Origin of the sequence: Ensifer sp. 22460, from assembly GCF_052044935.1 — a bacterium.
Classification (GTDB): Bacteria; Pseudomonadota; Alphaproteobacteria; order Rhizobiales; family Rhizobiaceae; genus Ensifer.
This window is the reverse complement of sequence record NZ_JBQENZ010000027.1, coordinates 99,589-120,740: the sequence shown is the minus strand read 5'-3', so window position 1 is coordinate 120,740 and position 21,152 is coordinate 99,589. Positions and strand designations below refer to the sequence as shown.

The window sequence follows — 21,152 nt, the reverse complement described above, 5'->3', positions numbered from 1 at the left end:
ACAATCCGAAAACCATCGTTGAGAAAATAGGTGTAGTCTCTTGTTAAAACGTGACCGCCAAAGTCTCTTTCTGAAAGAACCCTTTCGAGTCCCTCACGAGCTCCGCCGCCCACGTTTCTCTTTCTCTATATTCAATTGTCAAAAAACCGACGAACTCACCGTCCGTCAAACCGTTTCCAACAAGCCCGAAACTCTCGCCTCAGACCCCAAAATCAGCCTCAGCCAACCAGGGAAACTCTAGAGCGAAGGTCGTCGTCGCCAGCAGCGCCGCCGCCCTCGTCAGTGATCGGGCTTATAGACCCCCAGCCTCCAACACGTCAACAGCGATCTTCAAAAAAACTTCAAAAAAGAACAAGCTATTGAATCTAAATATGTTTTTCGACTGTTGATAAACTCTGTCGATTTCGAGGAGCGAAAACCTCCGGAATCGCACCGCGAATCTTTGATCAAACGGTCAAATTCCTTCCGGATCGCTCACGACATCAAATATCGTCGTTTTGCCTCGGAACGATGCGAGCGCTGCCTTAGCTGAAGGACGTCTCGTTCCCCTATATAGTGAGCACTCAGCCAGCCCTGGATTCCAGCCGCAGATCTATGCGAACTTACTCTTCGCAGAGCACACAAATGGGCGGTGCCTTGCCCTTCCATGGCCTCTTACCGTACTTGCGTGATGTTCGCCGTGCCCGACACAATGACCATATGGCCGGTATATCGATCATTCTTGTGCGCTACGCTCCGCCCGATCCGGACGGCAGAGCGTCACACCACATCGAAAACGGGGCGGAGGCCCAGACGTGACGACACATCTTCCTGCCCTGCCGGTTCGCGAGGTCCTGCCTCAATTGGCGCACGCACTCGCCGCAGGGCCGTCGGCAGTGCTCTCGGCTCCGCCCGGCGCCGGCAAGACGACGCTCGTTCCGCTCTTCCTGCTCGAGCAGGACTGGGCGAAGGGCGGCAAGATCATTCTGCTTGAACCACGGCGGCTGGCGGCACGAGCTGCCGCCGGACGCATGGCGGAGCTTCTCGGCGAGAAGGTCGGCGAAACCGTCGGCTATCGCATGCGTCTCGACAACCGCATCTCTGCCAGGACGCGCATCGAAGTCGTGACCGAAGGCGTGTTCGCTCGCATGATCCTCGACGACCCGGAACTTAAGGGCGTCGCGGCCGTGCTGTTCGACGAATTCCACGAGCGTTCGCTTGACGCGGACTTCGGCCTCGCGCTGGCAGTCGACGTACAGGCGGCGCTGCGCGACGACCTCAAGATCATCGTCATGTCGGCGACGCTCGATGTCGAACGGGTCTCAGGCCTGCTCGGCGGCGCGCCTATCATAGAGAGCCAGGGCCGCAGCTATCCGATCGACATCCGCTACCAGGATCGCGGCGGCGAGAGTGTCGAGGATGCCATGGTGCGCGCCATTGCTGAAGCGCACCGCACGGAAGACGGCTCCGTCCTCGCCTTCCTGCCCGGCCAGGCCGAGATCGCCCGTGTCGCCGCGCGGCTCCAGGACCGCTTCGATGCAAACACGGCCATTGTGCCGCTCTACGGCAACCTGACCCAGAAGGAGCAGGATGCGGCGATCCGCCCGGCGCCCAAGGGCACGCGCAAGATCGTGCTTGCCACCTCGATCGCCGAGACCTCGATCACCATCGACGGCGTGCGCATCATCGTCGACAGCGGCCTGCAGCGGCTGCCGGTCTTTGAAGCCGCGACCGGGATCACCCGGCTGGAGACGGTGCGGGTCTCGCGCGCCTCTGCCGATCAACGCGCCGGCCGCGCGGGACGGACGGAACCCGGCATCGCGATCCGCCTCTGGCACAGCGGCCAGACCGCAGCACTTGCCGCCTTCACGCCACCGCAGATTCTTGCGAGCGACCTTTCCGCCCTGCTGCTCGACTGCGCCCACTGGAGCGTCAGCGATCCAACCACCCTCGCCTTCATCGACTCACCGCCCGAAACGACGCTGACCGAGGCCAGGAAATTACTGGCATCGCTCGGCGCGCTCGACCAAGCCGGCGCGTTGACGGCGAAAGGTCGCAAGATCCGCGATCTGGCGTTACCGCCGCGTCTCGCCGCAATGGCGGTTGCCGCCGCCGAAGAGGGCCAGGCTGAAGCCGCGTGTCTGCTCGCGGTCATGCTCACCGAACAGGGCCTCGGCGGTACCAGCATCGATCTCGAAGATCGGCTGCGCCGCTTCCGCCAGGAGCGTGGCGACCGCGCCGAGGCCTCGCGCAATCTGGCGCGCCGCATGGCGGCGGAGCTGAAGGGCGCGCCGAAATCGAACGAACCGGTCCAGCCGGGCGCGCTGCTGATGCATGCCTTCCCCGATCGCATCGCGCTTCAGCGCGGCGGCCGCGGCCGGTTCGTGATGGCGAACGGACGCGGCGCGGAGATCCCGGAGACGGAGCGGCTTGCGGCCGCGCCGATGCTTGTCATCGCTGACCTCACGGGACGGGCCGGCGGTCAGCGGGTGCTGGCGGCCGCCGAACTGTCGCGGGCCGAGGTCGAAGAGCATATGCCCGAAGCGATTACCCGCGAAGACCAGAGCTTCTTCGACAGGCAAAGCCGGCAGGTGCGCGCGCGCCGCGTGACCAGGCTCGGCGCGATCATCTTCGAGGAGGCGCCGCTTGTCAGGCCAACCGGCGAAGCTGCCGCGCGCGCGCTTGCCGACGGCGTGCGCCAGCTCGGCCTCGCCGTCTTGCCGTTTTCGAAAGAGGCGATGCAGATGCGCGACCGCATCGGCTTCCTCAACCGCTCGATCGGCGAGCCCTGGCCGGATGTCTCCGATCAGGCGCTGCTCGATCGTCTCGACGACTGGTTCGTGCCTTTCCAGCATGGCGTCACAGCCATTGCCGACATCAAGGCGTCCAACCTCTCGGACGGCCTGCTCTCCCTCATTCCGCACGAGCGGCAACGGGAACTCGGCAGACTCGCCCCGACGCATTTCGAGGCGCCGACCGGGCAAAGGCACCCAATTCACTACGACGGCGACGAGCCGCTTCTGTCGATCCGCGTGCAGGAGCTCTTCGGCCTGAAGATCCACCCGGCGATCGGCGACGGCCGCCTGCCGCTGCTGCTAGAACTGATCTCGCCGGGCCATCGCCCGATCCAGACGACGCGGGACCTGCCCGGTTTCTGGGCGGGCTCGTGGCGGGATGTGCGGGCGGACATGCGCGGACGCTACCCGAAACACCCTTGGCCCGAAGATCCGGCCGATGCGGCGCCGACGACACGGGCAAAGCCGCGTGGTACATGAGACGAAACCTCCGATGACTGGAATGCAGGCACGAATGACCACAGTTGCGCTCGAACACAACAACGACCAGACCAGTAACCGCAGCCTGCGCCTGCAGACGCTCGTCCGGCTGCGCTGGCTTGCCGTCGGCGGCCAGTCGATCGCCGTCCTCACCACCGCCTTCTGGCTGCAGTTTCCGCTGCCGCTGATTTCCTGCCTGGTGCTGATCGCGAGCCTGGCGCTGGTCAACTCCTATGTGACGCTGCGCTATCCGCCGACCCACCGGCTGCAGCCGCCGGCCGCTTTCGCGCTGCTTGGCCTCGATCTTGCGCAGATCACCGGGCTCTTGTTCATCACCGGCGGGCTTACCAATCCCTTCGCGCCGCTGCTCTGCGTCCCCGTCATCATCTCTTCGGCATCGCAGCCGAAATCGCACAGCATCATCCTTGCCGGCCTTGCGGTGATCGCGATCACAGCACTTGCCTTCTCGCCTTTTCCACTGCCCTGGTATCCGGGCACGGTTCTCCTGATGCCGCGGGTTTTGACCGCCGGCATCTGGTTTGCGATCGTCTCGATGACCGCCTTTGCCGCCTTCTACACCTATCGCGTCTCGCTGGAAGCGAGCGAACTGTCGGAGGCTCTGACGGCGACCGAACTCGTGCTGCAGCGGGAAAAGCATCTGTCGCAACTCGATGGGCTGGCGGCCGCGGCCGCTCACGAACTCGGCACGCCGCTGGCGACGATCAGTGTCGTCGCCAAGGAAATGGAGCGCGAACTCGGCAACGATCCGCGCTTCGGCGAGGACGTGCATCTGCTGCGCAGCCAGAGCGAACGCTGCCGCGATATCCTGAAGCGGCTGACGACGCTCTCCTCCGAAAGCGAGGAGCACATGCGGATGCTGCCGCTGTCGTCGCTGATCGAAGAGGTGATGGCGCCGCACCGCGAGTTCGGCATCCACATCAATCTCGTCGAGAAAGGTGACCGCGCCACCGAGCCGGTCGGCAACCGCAATGCCGGCATCCTTTATGGGCTCGGCAACCTGCTCGAAAATGCTGTCGACTATGCCAAGAAGGAAGTTGCCGTGACGGTCGAGCACACCGCGGACCGCGTGAAAGTGACGATCGAGGACGATGGCGACGGCTTCGCCCCGGATATCCTGCAGCGCATCGGCGAGCCCTATGTGACGCGGCGGCAGAAGGACGACAGCGCCGGTGGCCTCGGGCTCGGCCTCTTCATCGCCAAGACCCTGCTTGAACGTTCGGGCGCGCGCCTGCGCTTCGAAAATGGCGGACCCGACAGGCCAGGCGCCCGGGTCAGCGTCGAATGGCCGCGCGCCCTGATGGATACGAAACTGGCGAAATGACATTTCGCAGTTTATTGAACGAGACCAGAAGAAACCTATAATCTCGGCGAAAGCGCAGGTTTTCGCTCAAGGATTCCAGAATGACCGACAAATCGACAGCTTCGCCCAGCACACCCGCACAGGACGCCGAACTGATCGGACCGGACCGCACCCTGCTGCTCGTCGACGACGACGCACCCTTCCTCAGGCGCCTTGCCCGCGCCATGGAAGCCCGCGGCTTTTCAGTCGACATTGCCGAATCAGTGGCTGAAGGCATTGCCAAGGCCAAGGGCAACCCGCCGAAATATGCCGTCATCGACCTTCGGCTCGGTGATGGCAGCGGTCTCGACGTGATCGAGGCGATCCGCGGACGGCGCGATGACACGCGGATGATCATGCTGACCGGCTACGGCAATATTGCCACCGCCGTAAACGCCGTGAAGCTCGGCGCCGTCGACTATCTTGCCAAGCCGGCCGATGCAGACGACATCTTTGCGGCGCTCGTTCAGCGCCAGGGCGAGCGCGTCGAGCCGCCGGAAAACCCGATGTCGGCCGATCGGGTTCGCTGGGAACACATCCAGCGTGTCTATGAGATGTGCGAGCGCAATGTTTCGGAAACGGCGCGCCGCCTCAACATGCATCGCCGGACGCTGCAACGCATTCTTGCAAAGCGCGCGCCGAAGTAACGGCGTCAGCCGCCGCTGTCGCGGTTGCCCGTGAGGATGTCGCCGATCTGATCGCCGAGTTCGCCGTTGCGCTCGGCTGCCCACTCCGCAAGCATCAGGCGCTGCGCCGCCGTGCGGGCAAAGAGCTGCAAGACCGATTTGCGCGTCGCCGGCGGCAGTTTGTGTTCGGGCGCCTCGCGAACGATGTGCCCTTCATAACCATCCGAAAGCAGCAAGCCGCATTCCTCGGGGAAGATATCGAGCGGCACGCCGGCATGGGTTGCGAAGAACAGCCGGTCGCAATGCTGCCGGTAATCCGGCCATTTGCGGTCGACGCGAAAGTCCTCGATCGAGGTCTTGATCTCGACAATCCAGATTTCGCCCTTGACCGACAGCGAGATCAGGTCGGCGCGCCTCCCGCTCGCCAGCGTCAGTTCCGGCAGGACGGAATGGCGCAGTTCGGCGAAAAGCCGCTGCACGCCGCGACGCACCATCATCGCGCGATTCGACTGTCGGCCGTCGATCAGCGGGTTGTCGTCATGGATGGAGAGGATGGTCATGCGCCCGGTGTCCCTTTGGGCCGGTCATTTTGTTGCAAAAAAACAAGGGTCATGGAATTTGCACTTTCCAGCCAAATTGTGGCCGCGCAATCTCTTGCATAGCACAGACTAATCGAAAATAACCGTAGTCACTGACGGTCGCGGCGACCCAGTTTTTACTTCGCTTCTTTTTTAAGAGACTCCCATGCGCTTCCGCAATGCCTTCCTCTTGTGCGGCCTCGCGGCGACACTCGCTGTTGCCGGCTGCTCGACGACATCGTCCAAGCCCGAAACGGCTGCGAACGAACCCGCTCCCGTAGCGCAAACGGTCGCTACGAATCAGATTTTCAACGGCGATTATGGCGCAGTTGAGGATCACGGTTACGCGCTGCCCGCCATTCCGATCAACAAGGTCGATACCCGGTTCCATCGCCAGATCGTCGACTACACCACCAGCGAGCGCCCTGGAACGATCGTCGTCAACACGCCGAATCGTTTCCTCTATTACGTGCTGCCCGGCGGCAAGGCCGTTCGTTACGGCATCGGCGTCGGCAAGGCCGGCTTTGCATGGGAAGGCGAAGCCTACATTGCCTGGAAGCAGGAATGGCCGATGTGGCATCCGCCGAAGGAAATGGCCGAGCGCAAGCCGGAAGTCGCCAAGTATGTCGAGGAAGGCATGGGTCCCGGCCTCAAGAACCCGCTCGGCGCCCGCGCACTCTATCTCTTCAACGACCAGGGCAAGGACACGCTGTTCCGCCTGCACGGTACGCCGGAATGGTCGTCGATCGGCACCGCCGCTTCGTCCGGCTGCATCCGCCTGATCAACCAGGACATCATCGATCTCTATTCGCGCGTTCGCCCCGGCAAGAACGCCCGCGTCGTCGTCCAGCAGTAACCGGGCTGCATCAGCCATCCGAAGCCGCCGACACCAGTCGGCGGCTTTTTTTACGTCGTTACTCAACCACCATTTGCCGGTGATGCGATGCTGCAACGGAGCGCTTCAACCACGCACAGTTGCCGTTCGAAAACACCCTCAAATCAGGGTCGCGAAAACCGGCTGCGTGACGCGGAAAAGTTCAAATTCGACTTAAATTCAGCCGCTTATTAAGTAAGCGTTATCTAAACAAACGAAAGAGTGTGCCCAGAAATTCCGCTCGGGAGGGACTGGCATGCTGATCAAGACCAAGCTTATCGGCGCGATTGCGCTTCTGTCATCCATAGCCATCGGCATCGCCATTTACAGTCAGAGCACGCTGTCGGAAACCGGCGACATGATGGATGCGGTCTATGCCGATCGCATCGTGCCGCTAAAGAACCTCAAGGCGACTTCCGATGCCTTTGCAGTCTCGATCGTCGATGCTGCACACAAGGTCCGCAACGGCAACGAAACGATGGAGAGCGGGCTTGCCTCGGTCAATGCCGCGCGAGAGACGATCAAGACCAACTGGGATGCCTATGCGGCAACCTCGATGACCGATGAGGAACGACGGCTCGTCGACAATGCGCGGAGCCAGATGGTCGTTGCGATGGATTCGATCATGGCGCTGACGCAAATTCTCTCAGCCAAGGACGAGAAGGCACTCGATGCCTTCGTGCGCGACAAGCTCTATGCGACAATCGATCCGCTGACGGCGACGATCTCCGAGATCTCGGACCTGCAGGTCGAACTTTCCGGCACGGCCTTTGAAGCCAAGCATCGCGAGTTCGAAACGGTGCAGACGCTCAGCATTGCCATCATCGTTCTCGTCATGGCGCTTGCCGGCGGCACCTTCCTTGTGGTGCTGCGCGGCGTCGTCGGACCGCTCGGGCGCTAGATCGCCGCCATGCGCCGGCTGATCGACGGCCACGTCGAAGATGCCGACGAGCCGGTAAACGGCAAGGACGAGATCGCCGACATGGCCCGTGCCATCCAGTCCTTCCGGGAGGCCGCGCGATCGAATCTGCGGCTGCAGGCGGAGGCCGAGGAGACTCGCCGCACCGGCGAGGCCGAGCGCGTTCGCGTGCAGAGACAGGCGGAACAGGACGCACAGCAGCGGCTGACGCAAGCGACCGCCGGTCTTGCCGCCGGGCTGCAGCGGCTTGCCAATGGCGATCTCGCCGTTCGGCTGCACGAGCCCTTCGCCGCCGAGTTCGAACAGCTGCGGCATGACCTCAACAAGGCCGCCGGACAGTTGAACGACGCGCTGCTGGCTGTCGCCGACAGCGCCGGCAACATCGGCATGGGCACGCGCGAGATCAGCCAGAGCGCCGACGATCTCTCCAAGCGGACCGAACAGCAGGCCGCGGCGCTCGAGGAGACAGCCGCCGCGCTCGACCAGATCACCGCCAATGTCAGCAACTCTTCGAGACGGACGGAGGAGGCGCGCGACGTCGCCGGCGAGGCGAAGACCAGCGCGGCCCAGTCGGCCGTCGTCGTCGCCAATGCCGTCGAGGCGATGCGGCGGATCGAAGAATCCTCCAGCCAGATATCCAGCATCATCGGCGTCATCGACGAGATCGCCTTCCAGACGAACCTGCTGGCGCTGAACGCCGGCGTCGAGGCGGCGCGGGCCGGCGAAGCGGGCAAAGGCTTTGCCGTGGTCGCCCAGGAAGTGCGCGAACTTGCCCAGCGCTCGGCCAAGGCCGCGAAGGAAATCAAGGATCTCATCCGCACATCGAGCCAGGAGGTCGAAAACGGCGTGCGCCTGGTGCGCGACACCGGCGAAGCGCTGCAAACGATCGAGGCGCATGTGATCACCATCAACGAACATATGGCTGCGATCGCCACGTCCGCCCGGGAACAGTCCGTGGGCTTGAGCGAGGTCAACACGGCCGTCAACCAAATGGATCAGGTGACGCAGAGGAACGCGGCGATGGTCGAGGAAGCCAATGCCGCCTCCGCCACCCTGGCGCAGGAAGGTACCAACCTGCGTAACCTGATCGGACGCTTCATCCTCGCCGGCGAGACGCAGGCAAAGGGCGGATCGAGGCCTCCTGCCCCGGCAGCCGCTGCAACCGCAGTCCGCGACCAGGGGCGGACTGTTGCCCAGGCAGCCCGGCGACCAGCCGTCTATGCAACACAGGGCAACGCCGCACTCGCCACAGACGGCTGGGCCGAATTTTAGGCCACCGGCGGAGACGACTGGCGGGCGCATGGAGGCTGGGACCGCGCTTGAAAAAACAGAGCCGTGCGTTCAGACGAACACACGGCCCTGCACCAATATTCAGACGTCAGGGATGAATCAGGCGGCGTTCAGCGCCTTCAGCTCCAGCCGACGGCGGTGGAGGACTGGCTCGGTGTAGCCGTTCGGCTGCTCGCGACCCTTGAGAACCAGGTCGAGGGCCGCCTGGAAGGCGATCGAGCCGTCGAAATTGCCGGCGATCGCGACATAGAGCGGATCGTCGGCGTTCTGTCCGTCGACGACGGCGGCCATGCGCTTCATCGTGTCGACGACCTGGGCTTCGGTGACGACGCCGTGGTGCAGCCAGTTGGCCATGTGCTGGGCGGAGATGCGCAGCGTCGCGCGGTCTTCCATCAGGCCGACATTGTTGATGTCGGGCACCTTCGAGCAGCCGACGCCCTGGTCGACCCAGCGCACGACGTAGCCCAGGATCCCTTGAGCGTTGTTGTCGAGTTCACGCTGGATCTCCTCCGGCGTCCAGTTCGGCCGGACCGCAACCGGCACCGACAGAATGTCGGAGAGCTTGGCGCGGGTGCGGCTCTTCAGGCTTGCCTGGACCTCGGCGACATTGACGCGGTGGTAATGCGTCGCATGCAACGTCGCGGCCGTCGGCGACGGAACCCAGGCGGTGTTGGCGCCGGCCTTCGGGTGGGCGATCTTCTGCTCGAGCATCGCTGCCATCAGATCGGGCATGGCCCACATGCCCTTGCCGATCTGGGCGTGGCCGGAAAGGCCGCACTCGAGGCCGATATCGACGTTCCAGTTTTCGTACGCGCCGATCCAGGCAGCCTGCTTCATGTCGCCCTTGCGGATCATCGGGCCGGCTTCCATCGAGGTATGGATCTCGTCGCCGGTGCGATCGAGGAAGCCGGTGTTGATGAAGACGACGCGCTCGCGGGCAACGCGGATGCATTCCTTGAGGTTGACCGTGGTGCGGCGCTCCTCGTCCATGATGCCCATCTTCATGGTGTTGGCTGGCATGCCGAGCGCCTTTTCGACGCGCGTGAAGATCTCGCAGGCAAAGGCGACTTCTTCCGGTCCGTGCATCTTCGGCTTGACGACATACATCGATCCCTCGCGGGAGTTCATGCGGCGGCCGCCGTTGCCGATATCGTGCAGGGCAATCAGCGCGGTGACCATGGCGTCCATGATACCCTCGGGCACTTCCTTGCCGTCGCGGTCGAGGATAGCCGGATTCGTCATGAGGTGTCCGACATTGCGGACCAGCATCAGCGACCGGCCGGGGAGCGACAGCGTGCCGCCTGAAGCGGCCTGATAGGTGCGGTCGGCATTGAGGCGGCGGGTGAAGGTCTTGCTGCCCTTGGCGACTTCTTCTTCGAGGTCGCCCTTCATCAGGCCGAGCCAGTTGCCGTAGACGACGACCTTGTCTTCGGCATCGACGGCCGCGACCGAATCTTCGCAATCCATGATCGTGGTGATCGCCGATTCGAGGATGACGTCCGAGATACCGGCCGGGTCCTCCTTGCCGATCGGCGTGGAGGCGTCGAGGACGACGATCGCATGCAGATTATTGTGCCGGAGAACGATCTCCGACCGCGTGCCTTCGGCGCCGGAATAGCCGGCGAATTGAGCGGCGTTGCGCAGCGTCGTGTTCGAGCCGTCCTTAAGGCCAATCTCCAGCGCGCCACCCGCAACCTTGAGCGAGGTGACGTCGGCCCAGTTACCCTTCGCCAGCGGGGCGCTGGCATCGAGGAAGTCGCGTGCCCAGGCGATGACCTTGGCGCCGCGCTTTGGATTGTAACCGCGGCCCTTCTCGGCGCCATCGGCGTCCGAAATCGCGTCCGTACCGTAGAGCGCGTCATAGAGCGAGCCCCAGCGCGCATTGGCAGCGTTGAGCGCATAGCGCGCATTCATGACCGGGACGACGAGCTGCGGACCGGCGATCGTCGCGATTTCCGGATCAACATTGGCGGTCGAAACGCTGAAGTCGCCACCTTCCGACAGCAGGTAGCCGATATCGCGGAGAAAGGCCTGGTAGGTCTCGATGTCGCTGGGGGCGCCGTTCTGCCTGTACCAGGCGTCGAGTTTGGCCTGCAGCTCGTCGCGCTTGGCGAGCAGCGCCCGGTTCTTCGGCGCCAGATCGTGCACGAGGGCGGAAAGCTGCTCGAAGAAATGTTCTGCATCGATGCCGGTGCCCGGCATCGCCTCTTCCACCAGGAAGCGATGGAGACCCGCATCTATCTTCAACCCAAACTTCTCAATGCGGTCCATCTGCCAACTCCTTGAAATAGACGTAAGGAGCGTCACCGATCCGGACGGATGCGATGAGAACGCCCCAACATGTTGATCTTGCGCCTGTAGCCGATCGCGGACCAGCCCATGCGCAACGCGCGCGTGAAACGGCCGCAGTTTCTCACCAATTCATTCCCTGTCAATTCTGCAAGGATGCGAAGAATTGTTTCCGAAATGGAAAAGATCAGTCGTGGGCAATGCGCGGACGTCCGCTGGCGGACGCGATGAACCGGGCCTCGATCAGCTTGCGGCTGCCCTCGACTTCCGGCGCATCGATTTCCTCGCGCAGCATCGAAGCGGGATCGTCCGCTCCATTGGTGCGCGCCGTTTCCAGCGCCACGGCTTCGGCTCGCCGCCGGGCGGCGCCGAAAGCCTGTTCCTGGTCGAGAAACCGTTCGCTGGCCCCGGCACCGTTGACGACGAAGATGCCTTCCTCCGGCATCGTCACGAAAACCGTGACCGTAGCGCTGACCTGGCCGACCACGGCGCCAACGGCATTGGCGACGCCGGCCTCTTCGGGAATGGCGGCATCCGTTCCGAGCATCTCGGCGATATCAGGGTAATAAACCGGCGCCGAAGCGCCGAGGCCGACGAGCGGACGGTCGAGACCAAGCGAGAAGCGGACGATGCCCGGCGTGCGCGTGAGCGCCCGGTCGACGGCCTGCGAAACGGCTGGATCGATGGCACCGGCACCATCCTCGCCGAGACAGGCCTGCAGGATGACCTCCGAGGATTGCCGCGTCAGCCGGTCGACGATCATCTGCGCCATGGCTTCCGGGGAGGAAGCGATTGGCTGACCGGAGCCGTCGCGGGTGCGCGCTGCAAGCTGAATGCCGAGCTGAGCCGCTTCAAGGTTCCATTGCGATTGCCGGCCGAGCACATGCATGGCGTCCGACGGCGTCAGGCCACAGATATGCACGAGCCCGCGCCCCACCAGCCGATCGAGCGTCGCCTTCTGCGGGGTCGAGACCAACAGGGTCTCCAACGCCAGCGGAACCGCACCGATGCGCTCATAGAGCGCCTGCTCCTGCGGTTGCAGGCCGCTGGCAAGATGATCCGGCAGGCCGGTGCGGACCGCAAACCGGCCATTGTTGCGCCCGGTATGCTGGGCGCGCATCTGCTTTTCGAGCACCGAGATGACGGCGTCGCCATGCAGGGCGGCCGCGAGGCTGAGCGGCATCAGCCGGCGCGGGCCGAGATCGATCTTCGCCTTCAAGCCGCGGTCGTTGATGCGCACTTCCGAATCGCCGCCCAGGCCGTAGGTCCGCATCGCCACCGCCTCGACCATGGTGCGGAAGCCGCCGACAACGGCGCCTTCGGCATCGAGCCGCGGACGCCCGCCCTCGAGTACCGCGACGTCGGTCGTGGTGCCGCCGATGTCGGAGACCACCGCATTGTCGAGGCCGGTCAGATGCCGCGCGCCGACAAGGCTTGCGGCCGGACCGGAGAGGATCGTCTCGATCGGGCGCAGCCGCGCCTCCTCCGCCGAGATCAAGGCTCCGTCGCCGCGCACCACCATCATCGGCACGTCGATGCCGCGCGCCTTCAGGAAGCCTTCACAGGAGCCGATCAGCCGGTCGATCATCGACACCAGCCGGGCGTTGAGCAGGGTCGTCAAGGCACGGCGCGGGCCGCCGAGCTTCGAGGACAGTTCATGGCTGCAGGTCACCGGCAGATGCGAGACTTCGCGAATGCGGTCGCGGACGCGCTTTTCATGATCCGGATTCCGAACGGCGAAGTAGCCGGCAATGGCGAAGGAGGAGACCTGGCCGGCAAGCGCCGGCAGCGTGGCATCGAGCTCGCTCATGTCGAGTGGGGTTTCGCCGCCGTGCACATTGTGGCCGCCCGGCAGGAAGATCACCGGATCGGAGCCCAGCGCCTCCAAGAGACCATCGCGCTTCAGATCGTCGGGGCCAAAGCCGATCATGACAAGACCGGCGCGGCCGCCCTGCCCTTCGACGAGCGCATTGGTCGCAAGCGTCGTCGACAGCGAGACCATGCTGATTGCAGAAACCGGCACTTTCGCCTGATCGAGCACCGCTTCGACCGCGCCGGAAATACCGACTGCGAGGTCGTGGCGGGTCGTCAGCGCCTTGGCTTTGGCGACCACCCCTTGCGTTTCCGAGAAGAGAGCGGCGTCGGTATAGGTGCCGCCGGTGTCGATGCCGAGAAGAAAATGAGAGGTCAATTCGCGCAGTCCGGAATTCGCGCGGGGCGCAAGGCCCCGGGTTCAATGGGGATCGATGCGGTGATATGACATATTTCAAGAGAAAACCATCGTGCCGCAGACATCGATGATCAACTGGGCGACACGGATCAAAAGATGGGGACACCTGCGCATGCACCAAGGCCGCCGTCCGTCTGTTTTCGTCTGGCTCCCGTTGGCCGCTTTCATCTGGCTTCCGCTGAACCTGGCCCAAGCACAGGACGCAGAAGAAGAAGAGTACAAGCCGCAACTGCCCGATGTCGCGATCTACAAGGCGATGCTCGACGCCAACAAGCAGACCGGTTGGGTGCAGTTTCGAGACTACGACGACCGGCAGCTGATCTACTTCACCGCATTGCAGACGATGCATTGCCGGCTATCGGAAATTCGCTATTCGATCAATTCGGACACGCTCGACCAGCGCTTTCCGCTGGCGAAGTGCAATCCGCAGATCCCGTTCAACCTGCCGGCCGACGAGACAGCCGAGTATGTCTACATTTCGCTGCCGGCCGACACCGCGAAGACGCTGACGATCCAGGCGGTGTGGGACGATGGTGCCGGAAGCGAGATCGTCGTCTACAAACCGTGCGACAATGTCGGCGACGCCACCTGCGCCCAGATCAAGACGATCAAGAAACCGTCGAAGATACTGCAGCAGCCGAAGCCGGCCGACTCGCCGGTGCGCTCGGTACAGTCGCCGATCCCCGGAAAGACTTTCAGCGAACCGACACCCTCATCGGCAACCCGAACCGCGGTTGAGTAGTGAGCCGCTGCACCGGCCAGGGATTTGTCTCCTCGGTCAGATCGAAACGGTAGCGATGCATCATCACGGCGAGCGCGATCACGGCTTCCTGCAGCGCGAAAGTGGCGCCGATGCAGACGCGCGGGCCGGCGCCGAAGGGCAGATACTGGTAACGATGCAGCTTCTCGCGGTTTTCCGGGAGAAAACGCTCGGGCATGAACGCACGCGGCCGGTCCCAATAGAGCACGTGGCGATGCAGCGTCCACGGCATGATCAGCACCGCGATGCCCTTGGGGATGCGTACCCGCTTTCCGGTGGGGGAAGTCCACTCGTCCTCTTCGATCGCGGCCCGGTTGATCGACGGCGCCGGCGGATAGAGCCGCATCGCCTCCTCGAAGGCGGCAAGGACATGCGGCATCAAGCCGAGCCATTCGACCGGATCGGCACCGCTTGCGATCGCGGCATCGATCTCGGCCTCCATCGTCTCGCGATAGGCCGGCGTGTTGGCGATGCAATAGAGCGTCCAGGCGAGCGCCCGGGCGGTCGTTTCGTGCCCGGCACCGATGAAGGTCAGGATGTTGTCCTCGATCTCCGCAGTCGAAAGGCCCTGACTGCCCTCGATCTCCAGCAACAACGTGAGGAAATCCTTAGGCGTACCCTCGGGATCCGCCGCCATCTTGCGCCGCCGGATCGCCATGGTCTCGGACACGATCGAGCGGAACCGGTTCATCACCTTCTTGCCGCCGATCCGGGTTGGGCGCGGTATCCATTCCGGCGCGAGCAGAATGTCCATGGGATCGACGCGGCCCATGCGGTGCAGGAGTTCCTCGACGCTCTGGACAAACCCTTCCCGCTCCACCGCCACCTCACCGGAAAACAGCGTTTCGGCAAGAATGTCGAAGGTGAGTTCCGTCATGTCGTTGGCGATGTTGGTCGTGAACGGAGCTGTCTTGGCGCCGGCATAGCGCTCGACGAATGCTTCCGAGCTTCGCAACATCTGGCCTGCGAAACCCTTGGCGTGGCGCGGTGTGAACACCGGCGCCATGGCTTTCCGCGAGCGCTTCCAGACCTCGCCTTCGGCCGTCAGCAAGCCGTCGCGCAGGATCGGCCTGAGGATCAGCCGGCGAACCTTCGACATTTCGTAGTTGCCGACATTGTCGACGAGGATGTGACGGATGAGACCGGGATCGTTGACGATCAAAGTGCGCTGGGTGACGAACTTCGTCTCGATCCAGGGCAAGGTGTAGGATGGCTCGCCCCACAGTTCGAGCGGATTGCGTAAGACCGTCCTGATGATCTGCAGGTAGGAAGGGATGCCCACTCGAGGAACGGGAGCCGGCGGTTCGAAGGGCTCCGGACGCATGTCCATGGTGATTGCCTTTCTCGATTGCGCCAATGATTTCAGGTTTTTACGGCGCAATCAAGGAAAGTGCTTCACGTGAATCACAACAGGCTTTCAAGCTCCGAAAGCTTGTCGTTGACGAGCCAGCCGTAATAATTCTCCTCCGGCCATTGCGCTTGTCCGCTCTGGATCTTGGCGGCAAGGGCAGCTGCGCGGCCGTCCGGATTGCCGACATTGTAGAGCGTCGCCGTGATGCCGGGATTGTCGGAAATGTCGAGGCCGGCGATCGACTTGTAGGCGTCGATCGAATGGCGGATCGAGGCCGCCATATAGGCGAGCGACACATCCGGATCCATGATCGCCTCATAGACGCCAGCGGCGTTGTTTTCATCGAGGCGGTCGTAGCCCGACGTCTTTGCGACGATGTCGGTCAGCATCAGCGCCGTCAGCGGGTTGATCTGGCCGAGGCCGAAGGTCTGGCCGGCAAAGAACGGCTGGAAGAAAACGGCGCTGAAGCGGTTGTTCGGGAAGGACTTGCCGCCAACCGACTTGCCGCGGAAGTCGTTGTCCCAGACCCGCTCGCGGCAGCTCCAGAGCGCATAGGCACCCTTCTTGGCACCGCATTCGGAAAATTGCGGCCGGGCGACGAACTCGGCGACCGTTTCGCCATCATAGCCGAACTGGAAGCTGTTGCCGGCGTAAGCGGCCGCCTTGACGTAATAGGACTGCAGCCGGTCATAGGCGTCGACATTGTAGGTATGCTCGCCGACGATGGCGCCGACCATGTGGATCGGCGCGATGCCATAGGCGCGCGACACGGACTTGATCTTGCTGATCAGCTGTTTGTCGGTCGCCAGCAGATCCCGGACTTTCTCGAACTTGGCATCGAAGGAGGTGCGGCCGGCCTTGGTTCGGCGCACGGAAGCGCCGGGGATACCGGGCTGCTCGACGTTGCGGTTGCCCGGCGGAACGGCGGTCGCCGCGATTGTCTGGCTTGCGGTCAGGCAAAACGTGGCGATAGCGAGCATGCAGGCGGTAAAACGCACGATCTCTTCTTCCTGTGACTGGTGGAGGCTGCCTCGGTCGGCGGGGCGGCTCCTACGCCAAGATCATGTCGGAAAGATGCCCGGGCCACGATCAATTTCCGTGTCCGTGTTAGAAAAAATGCGGGCGCCTGTCGAGAGACAGGCGCCCGGTCTATTCTGGGTTGCGGGCGTTTGCGCGCCTCGACGACCGAAATGTCACAGGATGTAGCGCGACAGATCGGTGTTGGCAGCGAGATCGCCGACATGCTTGCGCACATACTCCGCGTCGATCGTCACCGCCTGTCCGGCGCTGTCGGGCGCATTGAACGAGATCTCGTCCAGTACGCGCTCCATCACCGTCTGCAGGCGGCGGGCGCCGATGTTCTCGACACTGGCATTCAGCTGCACCGCGACATCGGCGAGCGCATCGATCGCGTCGTCGGTGAAGTCGAGCTTCACCTCTTCCGTGTCCAAGAGCGCCTTGTACTGGCGGATGAGGCTCGCTTCGGTTTCCGTCAGGATCCGGCGGAAATCTTCCTTGGTGAGCGCACGGAGCTCAACGCGGATCGGCAGACGGCCCTGCAATTCCGGAAGCAGGTCCGAGGGCTTTGCCACATGGAAGGCGCCGGAAGCGATGAACAGGATGTGGTCGGTCTTGACCGGTCCATACTTCGTCGCAACCGTCGTGCCTTCAACGAGCGGCAACAGGTCGCGCTGCACGCCTTCGCGCGACACGCCGGCGCCCATGCCGCCCTCACGCGAGGCGATCTTGTCGATCTCGTCGAGAAAGACGATGCCGTCGTCTTCGGCCGCGCGCATTGCCTCGCGCTGGATCTGCTCGTTGTCGAGCAGTTTGTCCGACTCGTCGTTGATGAGCAGCTCATAGGAGGCCTTGACCGTCGTCTTGACCTTCTTGGTGCGGGCACCCATCGCCTTGCCGAACATTTCCGAAAGGTTGAGCACACCGATATTGGCGCCCGGCATGCCCGGAATTTCGAAACCACCCGGCGCACCGGTCTCGGCGAGGTCGACCTCGATCTCCTTGTCGTCGAGTTCGTTGGCGCGCAGCTTCTTGCGGAACGAATCGCGCGTCGCCGGCGAGGCCGTGGCGCCGACCAGTGCATCGAGCACGCGCTCTTCGGCGTTCTGGTGCGCCTTGGCCTTGACTTCGGCGCGGCGTTTTTCGCGCACGAGGCCGATCCCGACCTCGACGAGGTCACGGATGATCTGCTCGACGTCGCGGCCGACATAGCCGACCTCGGTGAACTTGGTCGCCTCAACCTTGACGAAGGGCGCGCCGGCGAGCTTGGCCAGACGCCTGGAAATCTCGGTCTTGCCGACACCAGTCGGGCCGATCATCAGGATGTTCTTCGGCATGACCTCATCGCGCAGCTCGTCGCCGAGCTGCTGGCGGCGCCAACGGTTGCGTAGCGCAATGGCGACGGCCCGTTTGGCGTCGTTCTGGCCGATGATGAAACGGTCGAGTTCCGACACGATCTCTCTGGGTGAAAACGTACTCATGTAGTCCTCTCAAATTCGGTCCGCGTCAGTTCCATCAGGAGCGTGCGACCAGATACATCTATCCATTCTGCGTAGGGCACGAAGCCGGCCTTGGTGTAGGCGCTGACCGCCCGGCGGTTGCCCGCATCAGGGTCGATCACGATGCGGGACGCGCCGGCGGCAAAGAGCCGTTCGGCAAAAGCTCGGAGCGCCAGCGAGGCGACACCCCTGCCCGTCAATTCCGCGGGGCCGACGAAGATATCGATACCGGGCACATCGGCCGGCAGATCCTTCGCCCAGGGCTCCTCGTCCGGGTACTGAAAAGGCATCCAGGACTGGATGTAGCCAGCCGGCTCGCCGGCCACGTGGAAGATGAAGCCCTCCACCTCTCCGGTCGCGCAGCCTTCGCGGATCAGTTCCACTTCCTTGTCCGGATCGCCCCACCATTGCCGCACATGCGGTTCACTCAGCCAGGCATGCAGCAGCGGCAGATGGTCATCAACCACCGGCGCGAAGCTGACATGCTTGGGCTCATTCGGCATCCAACGTCTCCACCACGATATTGTGGTTGGTATAGACGCAGATGTCCCCGGCGATCTGCAGCGCCCGCCGGGCGATATCCTCGGCCGACTTGTCGCTGTCCATCAGGGCGCGCGCTGCGGCAAAGGCGTAGTTGCCGCCGGAGCCGATGGCGATGGTGCCGTGTTCCGGCTCAAGTACGTCGCCATTGCCGGTGATCGCCAGGGTTATCGACTTGTCGGCGACCAGCATCATCGCTTCGAGATTGCGCAGATACTTGTTGGTGCGCCAGTCCTTGGCAAGTTCGACCGCCGCGCGCATCAGCTGGTCGGGGTACTGTTCAAGCTTGGCCTCGAGCCTTTCGAGCAGCGTGAAGGCGTCGGCGGTCGCGCCGGCAAAGCCGGCGATCACGTCGCCCTTCGCGAGACGCCGCACCTTGCGCGCATTGCTCTTCATCACGGTCTGGCCGAGGCTCACCTGGCCGTCGCCGGCCATCACCACCTTGCCATCCTTGCGTACCGTGATGATGGTCGTCGCATGCATCGTTCCGTAGGGATTGTGTTCACTCATGAAGATACCTGTCGGCCCCTGATACTTGGGGGCGTTTACTTGGGGCGTTGCGGCTCTGAACGAGCCTGGTTGCTTGAGGCCTATGTAAGTACGGCAGACACATTTGCAAATGGCAACCGCCCGAGGGTGCAATCTTCGTTCAGGGCCCGGTGTCGGATGATTCGAATCAACGCTCAAGTTCTGGATATTTCAGCATTTGCCTGATAAGGAGCGGCCGAGATCGCAAGCGAGCGCGAGATGAGGAAACCGCACAGACTTTCCTCCCCCCGCACTGGCGCATACAGGAGAGCCCGATGGCAGAAGCCACGTCCAGCCGCACCGCACAGGTTTCGCGTAAAACCAACGAGACCGCGGTGTCCGTATCGGTCAACATCGACGGCACCGGCGTTTCGAAGATTTCGACCGGTGTCGGCTTCTTCGACCATATGCTGGACCAGCTCGCCCGCCATTCGCTCATCGACATGGAGATCAAGACCGACGGCGACCTGCATGTCGACGACCACCATACGGTCGAGGACACCGGCATTGCCATCGGCCAGGCGCTCGCCAAGGCGCTCGGCGACCGGCGCGGCATCGCCCGTTACGCCTCGCTCGACCTTGCCATGGACGAGACGATGACCCGCGCGGCAGTGGACGTTTCCGGCCGGCCGTTCCTCGTCTGGAACGTTACCTTCAGCGCGCCGAAGATCGGCACCTTCGACACGGAACTCGTGCGTGAGTTCTTCCAGGCGCTCGCCCAGCATGCCGGGATCACGCTGCATATCCAGAACATCTACGGCGCCAACAACCATCATATCGCCGAGACCTGCTTCAAGTCCGTCGCCCGCGTGCTCCGCACCGCAACCGAAATCGACCCGCGCCAGGCCGGCCGCGTTCCCTCGACCAAGGGGACCCTTGCCTAAGCGGCCAGTCACTGGCTGAACCCATGGCTTCTTACCTGATCCTCACCCCGCCGGGTGCGCGCGCCGACGACGAGCGGACACGCTTCGTCGCCGACGGCTTCTCCTGGGGCGCTTTTCTCTTCCCGGCGCTCTGGCTTCTCTTCAAGCGGCAATGGGCAATCGGAATCGCAGTTGCTGTTCTGCAGATTTCGTTAATCTCCCTGTCGAGTCTCGCAGGCGGTTTTCTTGCATCGGTGCTGATGCACCTCGCGCTGCGGCTGCTCGTCGCTCTAGAAGGGCCGGTTCTGGTCGCGCGCAGCCTGACGGCTCGTGACTGGACGCTGCGTTCCATCGTGCCGGCACCCAATCTGGAGACGGCCGAAGAGATCTACTTTACGAGCGTGGCCTCGGGCGAGACAAAGCCCGCCACCCCTTCCCCGGCCGATTGGACCGCGCGCAAGCCCTCAAACGGCGGACCCGGCCTCGGCCTTTTTGATTCCTACGGAGAACGCTGATGCGCGTCGCCATCATCGACTACGGCTCGGGCAACCTGCGCTCAGCCACCAAGGCCTTCGAACGGGCCGCTCGCGAAGCCGGGATTACCGCCGAGATCGACCTCACCGACAAGCCGGAGCGGGTGGCGAGCGCCGACCGCATCGTGCTTCCGGGTGTCGGTGCCTATGCCGACTGCCGCCGTGGCCTTGCCGCCGTCGACGGCATGGAGCAGGCGCTGACCGAAGCGGTGGAACAGGCCGGACGTCCCTTTCTCGGCATCTGCGTCGGCATGCAGCTGATGTCGTCGCGCGGGCTCGAAAAGACCATCACCCATGGTTTCGGCTGGATCCCCGGCGATGTCGTCGAAATGACGCCCACTGATACCGCACTGAAAATCCCGCAGATCGGCTGGAACACGCTCACGCTCAAGCGCGAGCATCCGCTGTTTGACGGCATCCGGGTTGGCGAAGGCGGCCTGCACGCCTATTTCGTGCATTCGTACCATCTGGCCGCCGAGAACGCCGGCGACGTTGTCGCCGAAGCGGATTACGGCGGTCCGGTCACCGCCTTCGTCGCCAACGGCAACAAGGCCGGCTCGCAGTTCCACCCGGAAAAGAGCCAGGCCCTCGGCCTTGCCCTCATCTCGAATTTCCTGCGCTGGAAGCCCTGAGCTTTCGCC

Annotated in this window: 18 protein-coding genes; 10 read left to right on the top strand and 8 right to left on the bottom strand. The window is 63.3% G+C overall.

The features are described from left to right. Positions 1-794 precede the first annotated feature (794 nt). The 3 genes from hrpB to ACTJKM_RS28060 all read left to right on the top strand — a co-directional run bounded on the left by hrpB (position 795) and on the right by ACTJKM_RS28060 (position 5,261). Complete coding sequence (gene hrpB / locus ACTJKM_RS28070) at positions 795-3,254, top strand: ATP-dependent helicase HrpB (protein ID WP_058327458.1); 2,460 nt, start codon at positions 795-797, stop codon at positions 3,252-3,254. Between the two features lie 34 nt (positions 3,255-3,288). Beyond that, positions 3,289-4,596, top strand: a complete 1,308-nt coding sequence (locus ACTJKM_RS28065) for an ActS/PrrB/RegB family redox-sensitive histidine kinase (RefSeq protein ID WP_058327459.1) — start codon at positions 3,289-3,291, stop codon at positions 4,594-4,596. Between the two features lie 80 nt (positions 4,597-4,676). Then, positions 4,677-5,261, top strand: coding sequence for an ActR/PrrA/RegA family redox response regulator transcription factor (locus ACTJKM_RS28060; protein ID WP_057252080.1), 585 nt, complete (start codon positions 4,677-4,679; stop codon positions 5,259-5,261). Between the two features lie 5 nt (positions 5,262-5,266). Here the strand turns inward: ACTJKM_RS28060 and ACTJKM_RS28055 are convergent, their stop codons facing one another. Next, a complete protein-coding gene (locus tag ACTJKM_RS28055) occupies positions 5,267-5,800 on the bottom strand; it encodes an MmcB family DNA repair protein (RefSeq protein WP_057252079.1) in 534 nt (177 codons plus the stop codon). 184 nt (positions 5,801-5,984) lie between these two features. Here ACTJKM_RS28055 and ACTJKM_RS28050 point away from each other — a divergent pair, with 184 nt between their 5' ends. From ACTJKM_RS28050 to ACTJKM_RS28040, 3 genes are all read left to right on the top strand, one after another. Beyond that, positions 5,985-6,674 carry a L,D-transpeptidase gene (locus ACTJKM_RS28050; protein ID WP_057252078.1) on the top strand — a complete coding sequence of 230 codons (690 nt, stop codon included), beginning with the start codon at positions 5,985-5,987 and terminating at the stop codon, positions 6,672-6,674. A gap of 274 nt (positions 6,675-6,948) precedes the next feature. Continuing rightward, positions 6,949-7,593, top strand: a complete 645-nt coding sequence (locus ACTJKM_RS28045; protein WP_440661417.1) for an MCP four helix bundle domain-containing protein — start codon at positions 6,949-6,951, stop codon at positions 7,591-7,593. Positions 7,594-7,602: 9 nt separating this feature from the next. After that, positions 7,603-8,883 carry a methyl-accepting chemotaxis protein gene (locus tag ACTJKM_RS28040; RefSeq protein WP_440661416.1) on the top strand — a complete coding sequence of 427 codons (1,281 nt, stop codon included), beginning with the start codon at positions 7,603-7,605 and terminating at the stop codon, positions 8,881-8,883. A gap of 117 nt (positions 8,884-9,000) precedes the next feature. Here the strand turns inward: ACTJKM_RS28040 and ACTJKM_RS28035 are convergent, their stop codons facing one another. Beyond that, positions 9,001-11,172, bottom strand: coding sequence for a malate synthase G (locus ACTJKM_RS28035; protein ID WP_440661414.1), 2,172 nt, complete (start codon positions 11,170-11,172; stop codon positions 9,001-9,003). A 205-nt stretch (positions 11,173-11,377) separates the two neighbouring features. Beyond that, entirely contained in the window at positions 11,378-13,381 is a 2,004-nt protein-coding gene (locus ACTJKM_RS28030; RefSeq protein WP_057252075.1) for a hydantoinase/oxoprolinase N-terminal domain-containing protein, read from the bottom strand. A 151-nt stretch (positions 13,382-13,532) separates the two neighbouring features. On the opposite strand from ACTJKM_RS28030, the gene ACTJKM_RS28025 reads away from it, so the two are divergent. Continuing rightward, positions 13,533-14,162, top strand: a complete 630-nt coding sequence (locus ACTJKM_RS28025) for a hypothetical protein (RefSeq protein WP_156436871.1) — start codon at positions 13,533-13,535, stop codon at positions 14,160-14,162. On the opposite strand, the gene ACTJKM_RS28020 is transcribed toward ACTJKM_RS28025, so the two are convergent. The 5 genes from ACTJKM_RS28020 to hslV all read right to left on the bottom strand — a co-directional run bounded on the left by ACTJKM_RS28020 (position 14,116) and on the right by hslV (position 19,097). Beyond that, positions 14,116-15,510: a cytochrome P450 gene (locus ACTJKM_RS28020; protein ID WP_058327462.1), complete on the bottom strand. Its 1,395-nt coding sequence runs from the start codon at positions 15,508-15,510 to the stop codon at positions 14,116-14,118. The two genes, ACTJKM_RS28025 and ACTJKM_RS28020, sit on opposite strands and share 47 nt — an antisense overlap. A 74-nt stretch (positions 15,511-15,584) precedes the next feature. Then, entirely contained in the window at positions 15,585-16,529 is a 945-nt protein-coding gene (locus ACTJKM_RS28015) for a DUF1402 family protein (RefSeq protein ID WP_093233504.1), read from the bottom strand. A gap of 195 nt (positions 16,530-16,724) precedes the next feature. Further along, the gene (hslU, locus tag ACTJKM_RS28010; protein WP_057252071.1) at positions 16,725-18,029 is read right to left on the bottom strand and encodes an ATP-dependent protease ATPase subunit HslU; all 1,305 of its coding nucleotides are present in this window, start codon (positions 18,027-18,029) and stop codon (positions 16,725-16,727) included. Further along, positions 18,026-18,550, bottom strand: coding sequence for a GNAT family N-acetyltransferase (locus ACTJKM_RS28005; RefSeq protein ID WP_058321588.1), 525 nt, complete (start codon positions 18,548-18,550; stop codon positions 18,026-18,028). Before ACTJKM_RS28005 ends, hslU begins: the two co-directional genes overlap by 4 nt. After that, positions 18,540-19,097 carry an ATP-dependent protease subunit HslV gene (gene hslV, locus ACTJKM_RS28000; RefSeq protein WP_057252069.1) on the bottom strand — a complete coding sequence of 186 codons (558 nt, stop codon included), beginning with the start codon at positions 19,095-19,097 and terminating at the stop codon, positions 18,540-18,542. Before hslV ends, ACTJKM_RS28005 begins: the two co-directional genes overlap by 11 nt. Positions 19,098-19,390: 293 nt before the next feature. On the opposite strand from hslV, the gene hisB reads away from it, so the two are divergent. The 3 genes from hisB to hisH are packed head-to-tail and all read left to right on the top strand — an operon-like array spanning position 19,391 to position 21,143. After that, positions 19,391-19,999: an imidazoleglycerol-phosphate dehydratase HisB gene (gene hisB / locus ACTJKM_RS27995; protein ID WP_058327463.1), complete on the top strand. Its 609-nt coding sequence runs from the start codon at positions 19,391-19,393 to the stop codon at positions 19,997-19,999. A 23-nt stretch (positions 20,000-20,022) separates the two neighbouring features. Then, positions 20,023-20,493 (top strand): DUF2628 domain-containing protein, encoded by a 471-nt coding sequence (locus ACTJKM_RS27990; RefSeq protein ID WP_058327464.1) that lies wholly within the window; start codon positions 20,023-20,025, stop codon positions 20,491-20,493. After that, positions 20,493-21,143, top strand: coding sequence for an imidazole glycerol phosphate synthase subunit HisH (gene hisH, locus ACTJKM_RS27985; RefSeq protein ID WP_058327465.1), 651 nt, complete (start codon positions 20,493-20,495; stop codon positions 21,141-21,143). The genes ACTJKM_RS27990 and hisH overlap by 1 nt, the downstream gene beginning before the upstream one ends. Positions 21,144-21,152 lie beyond the last annotated feature (9 nt).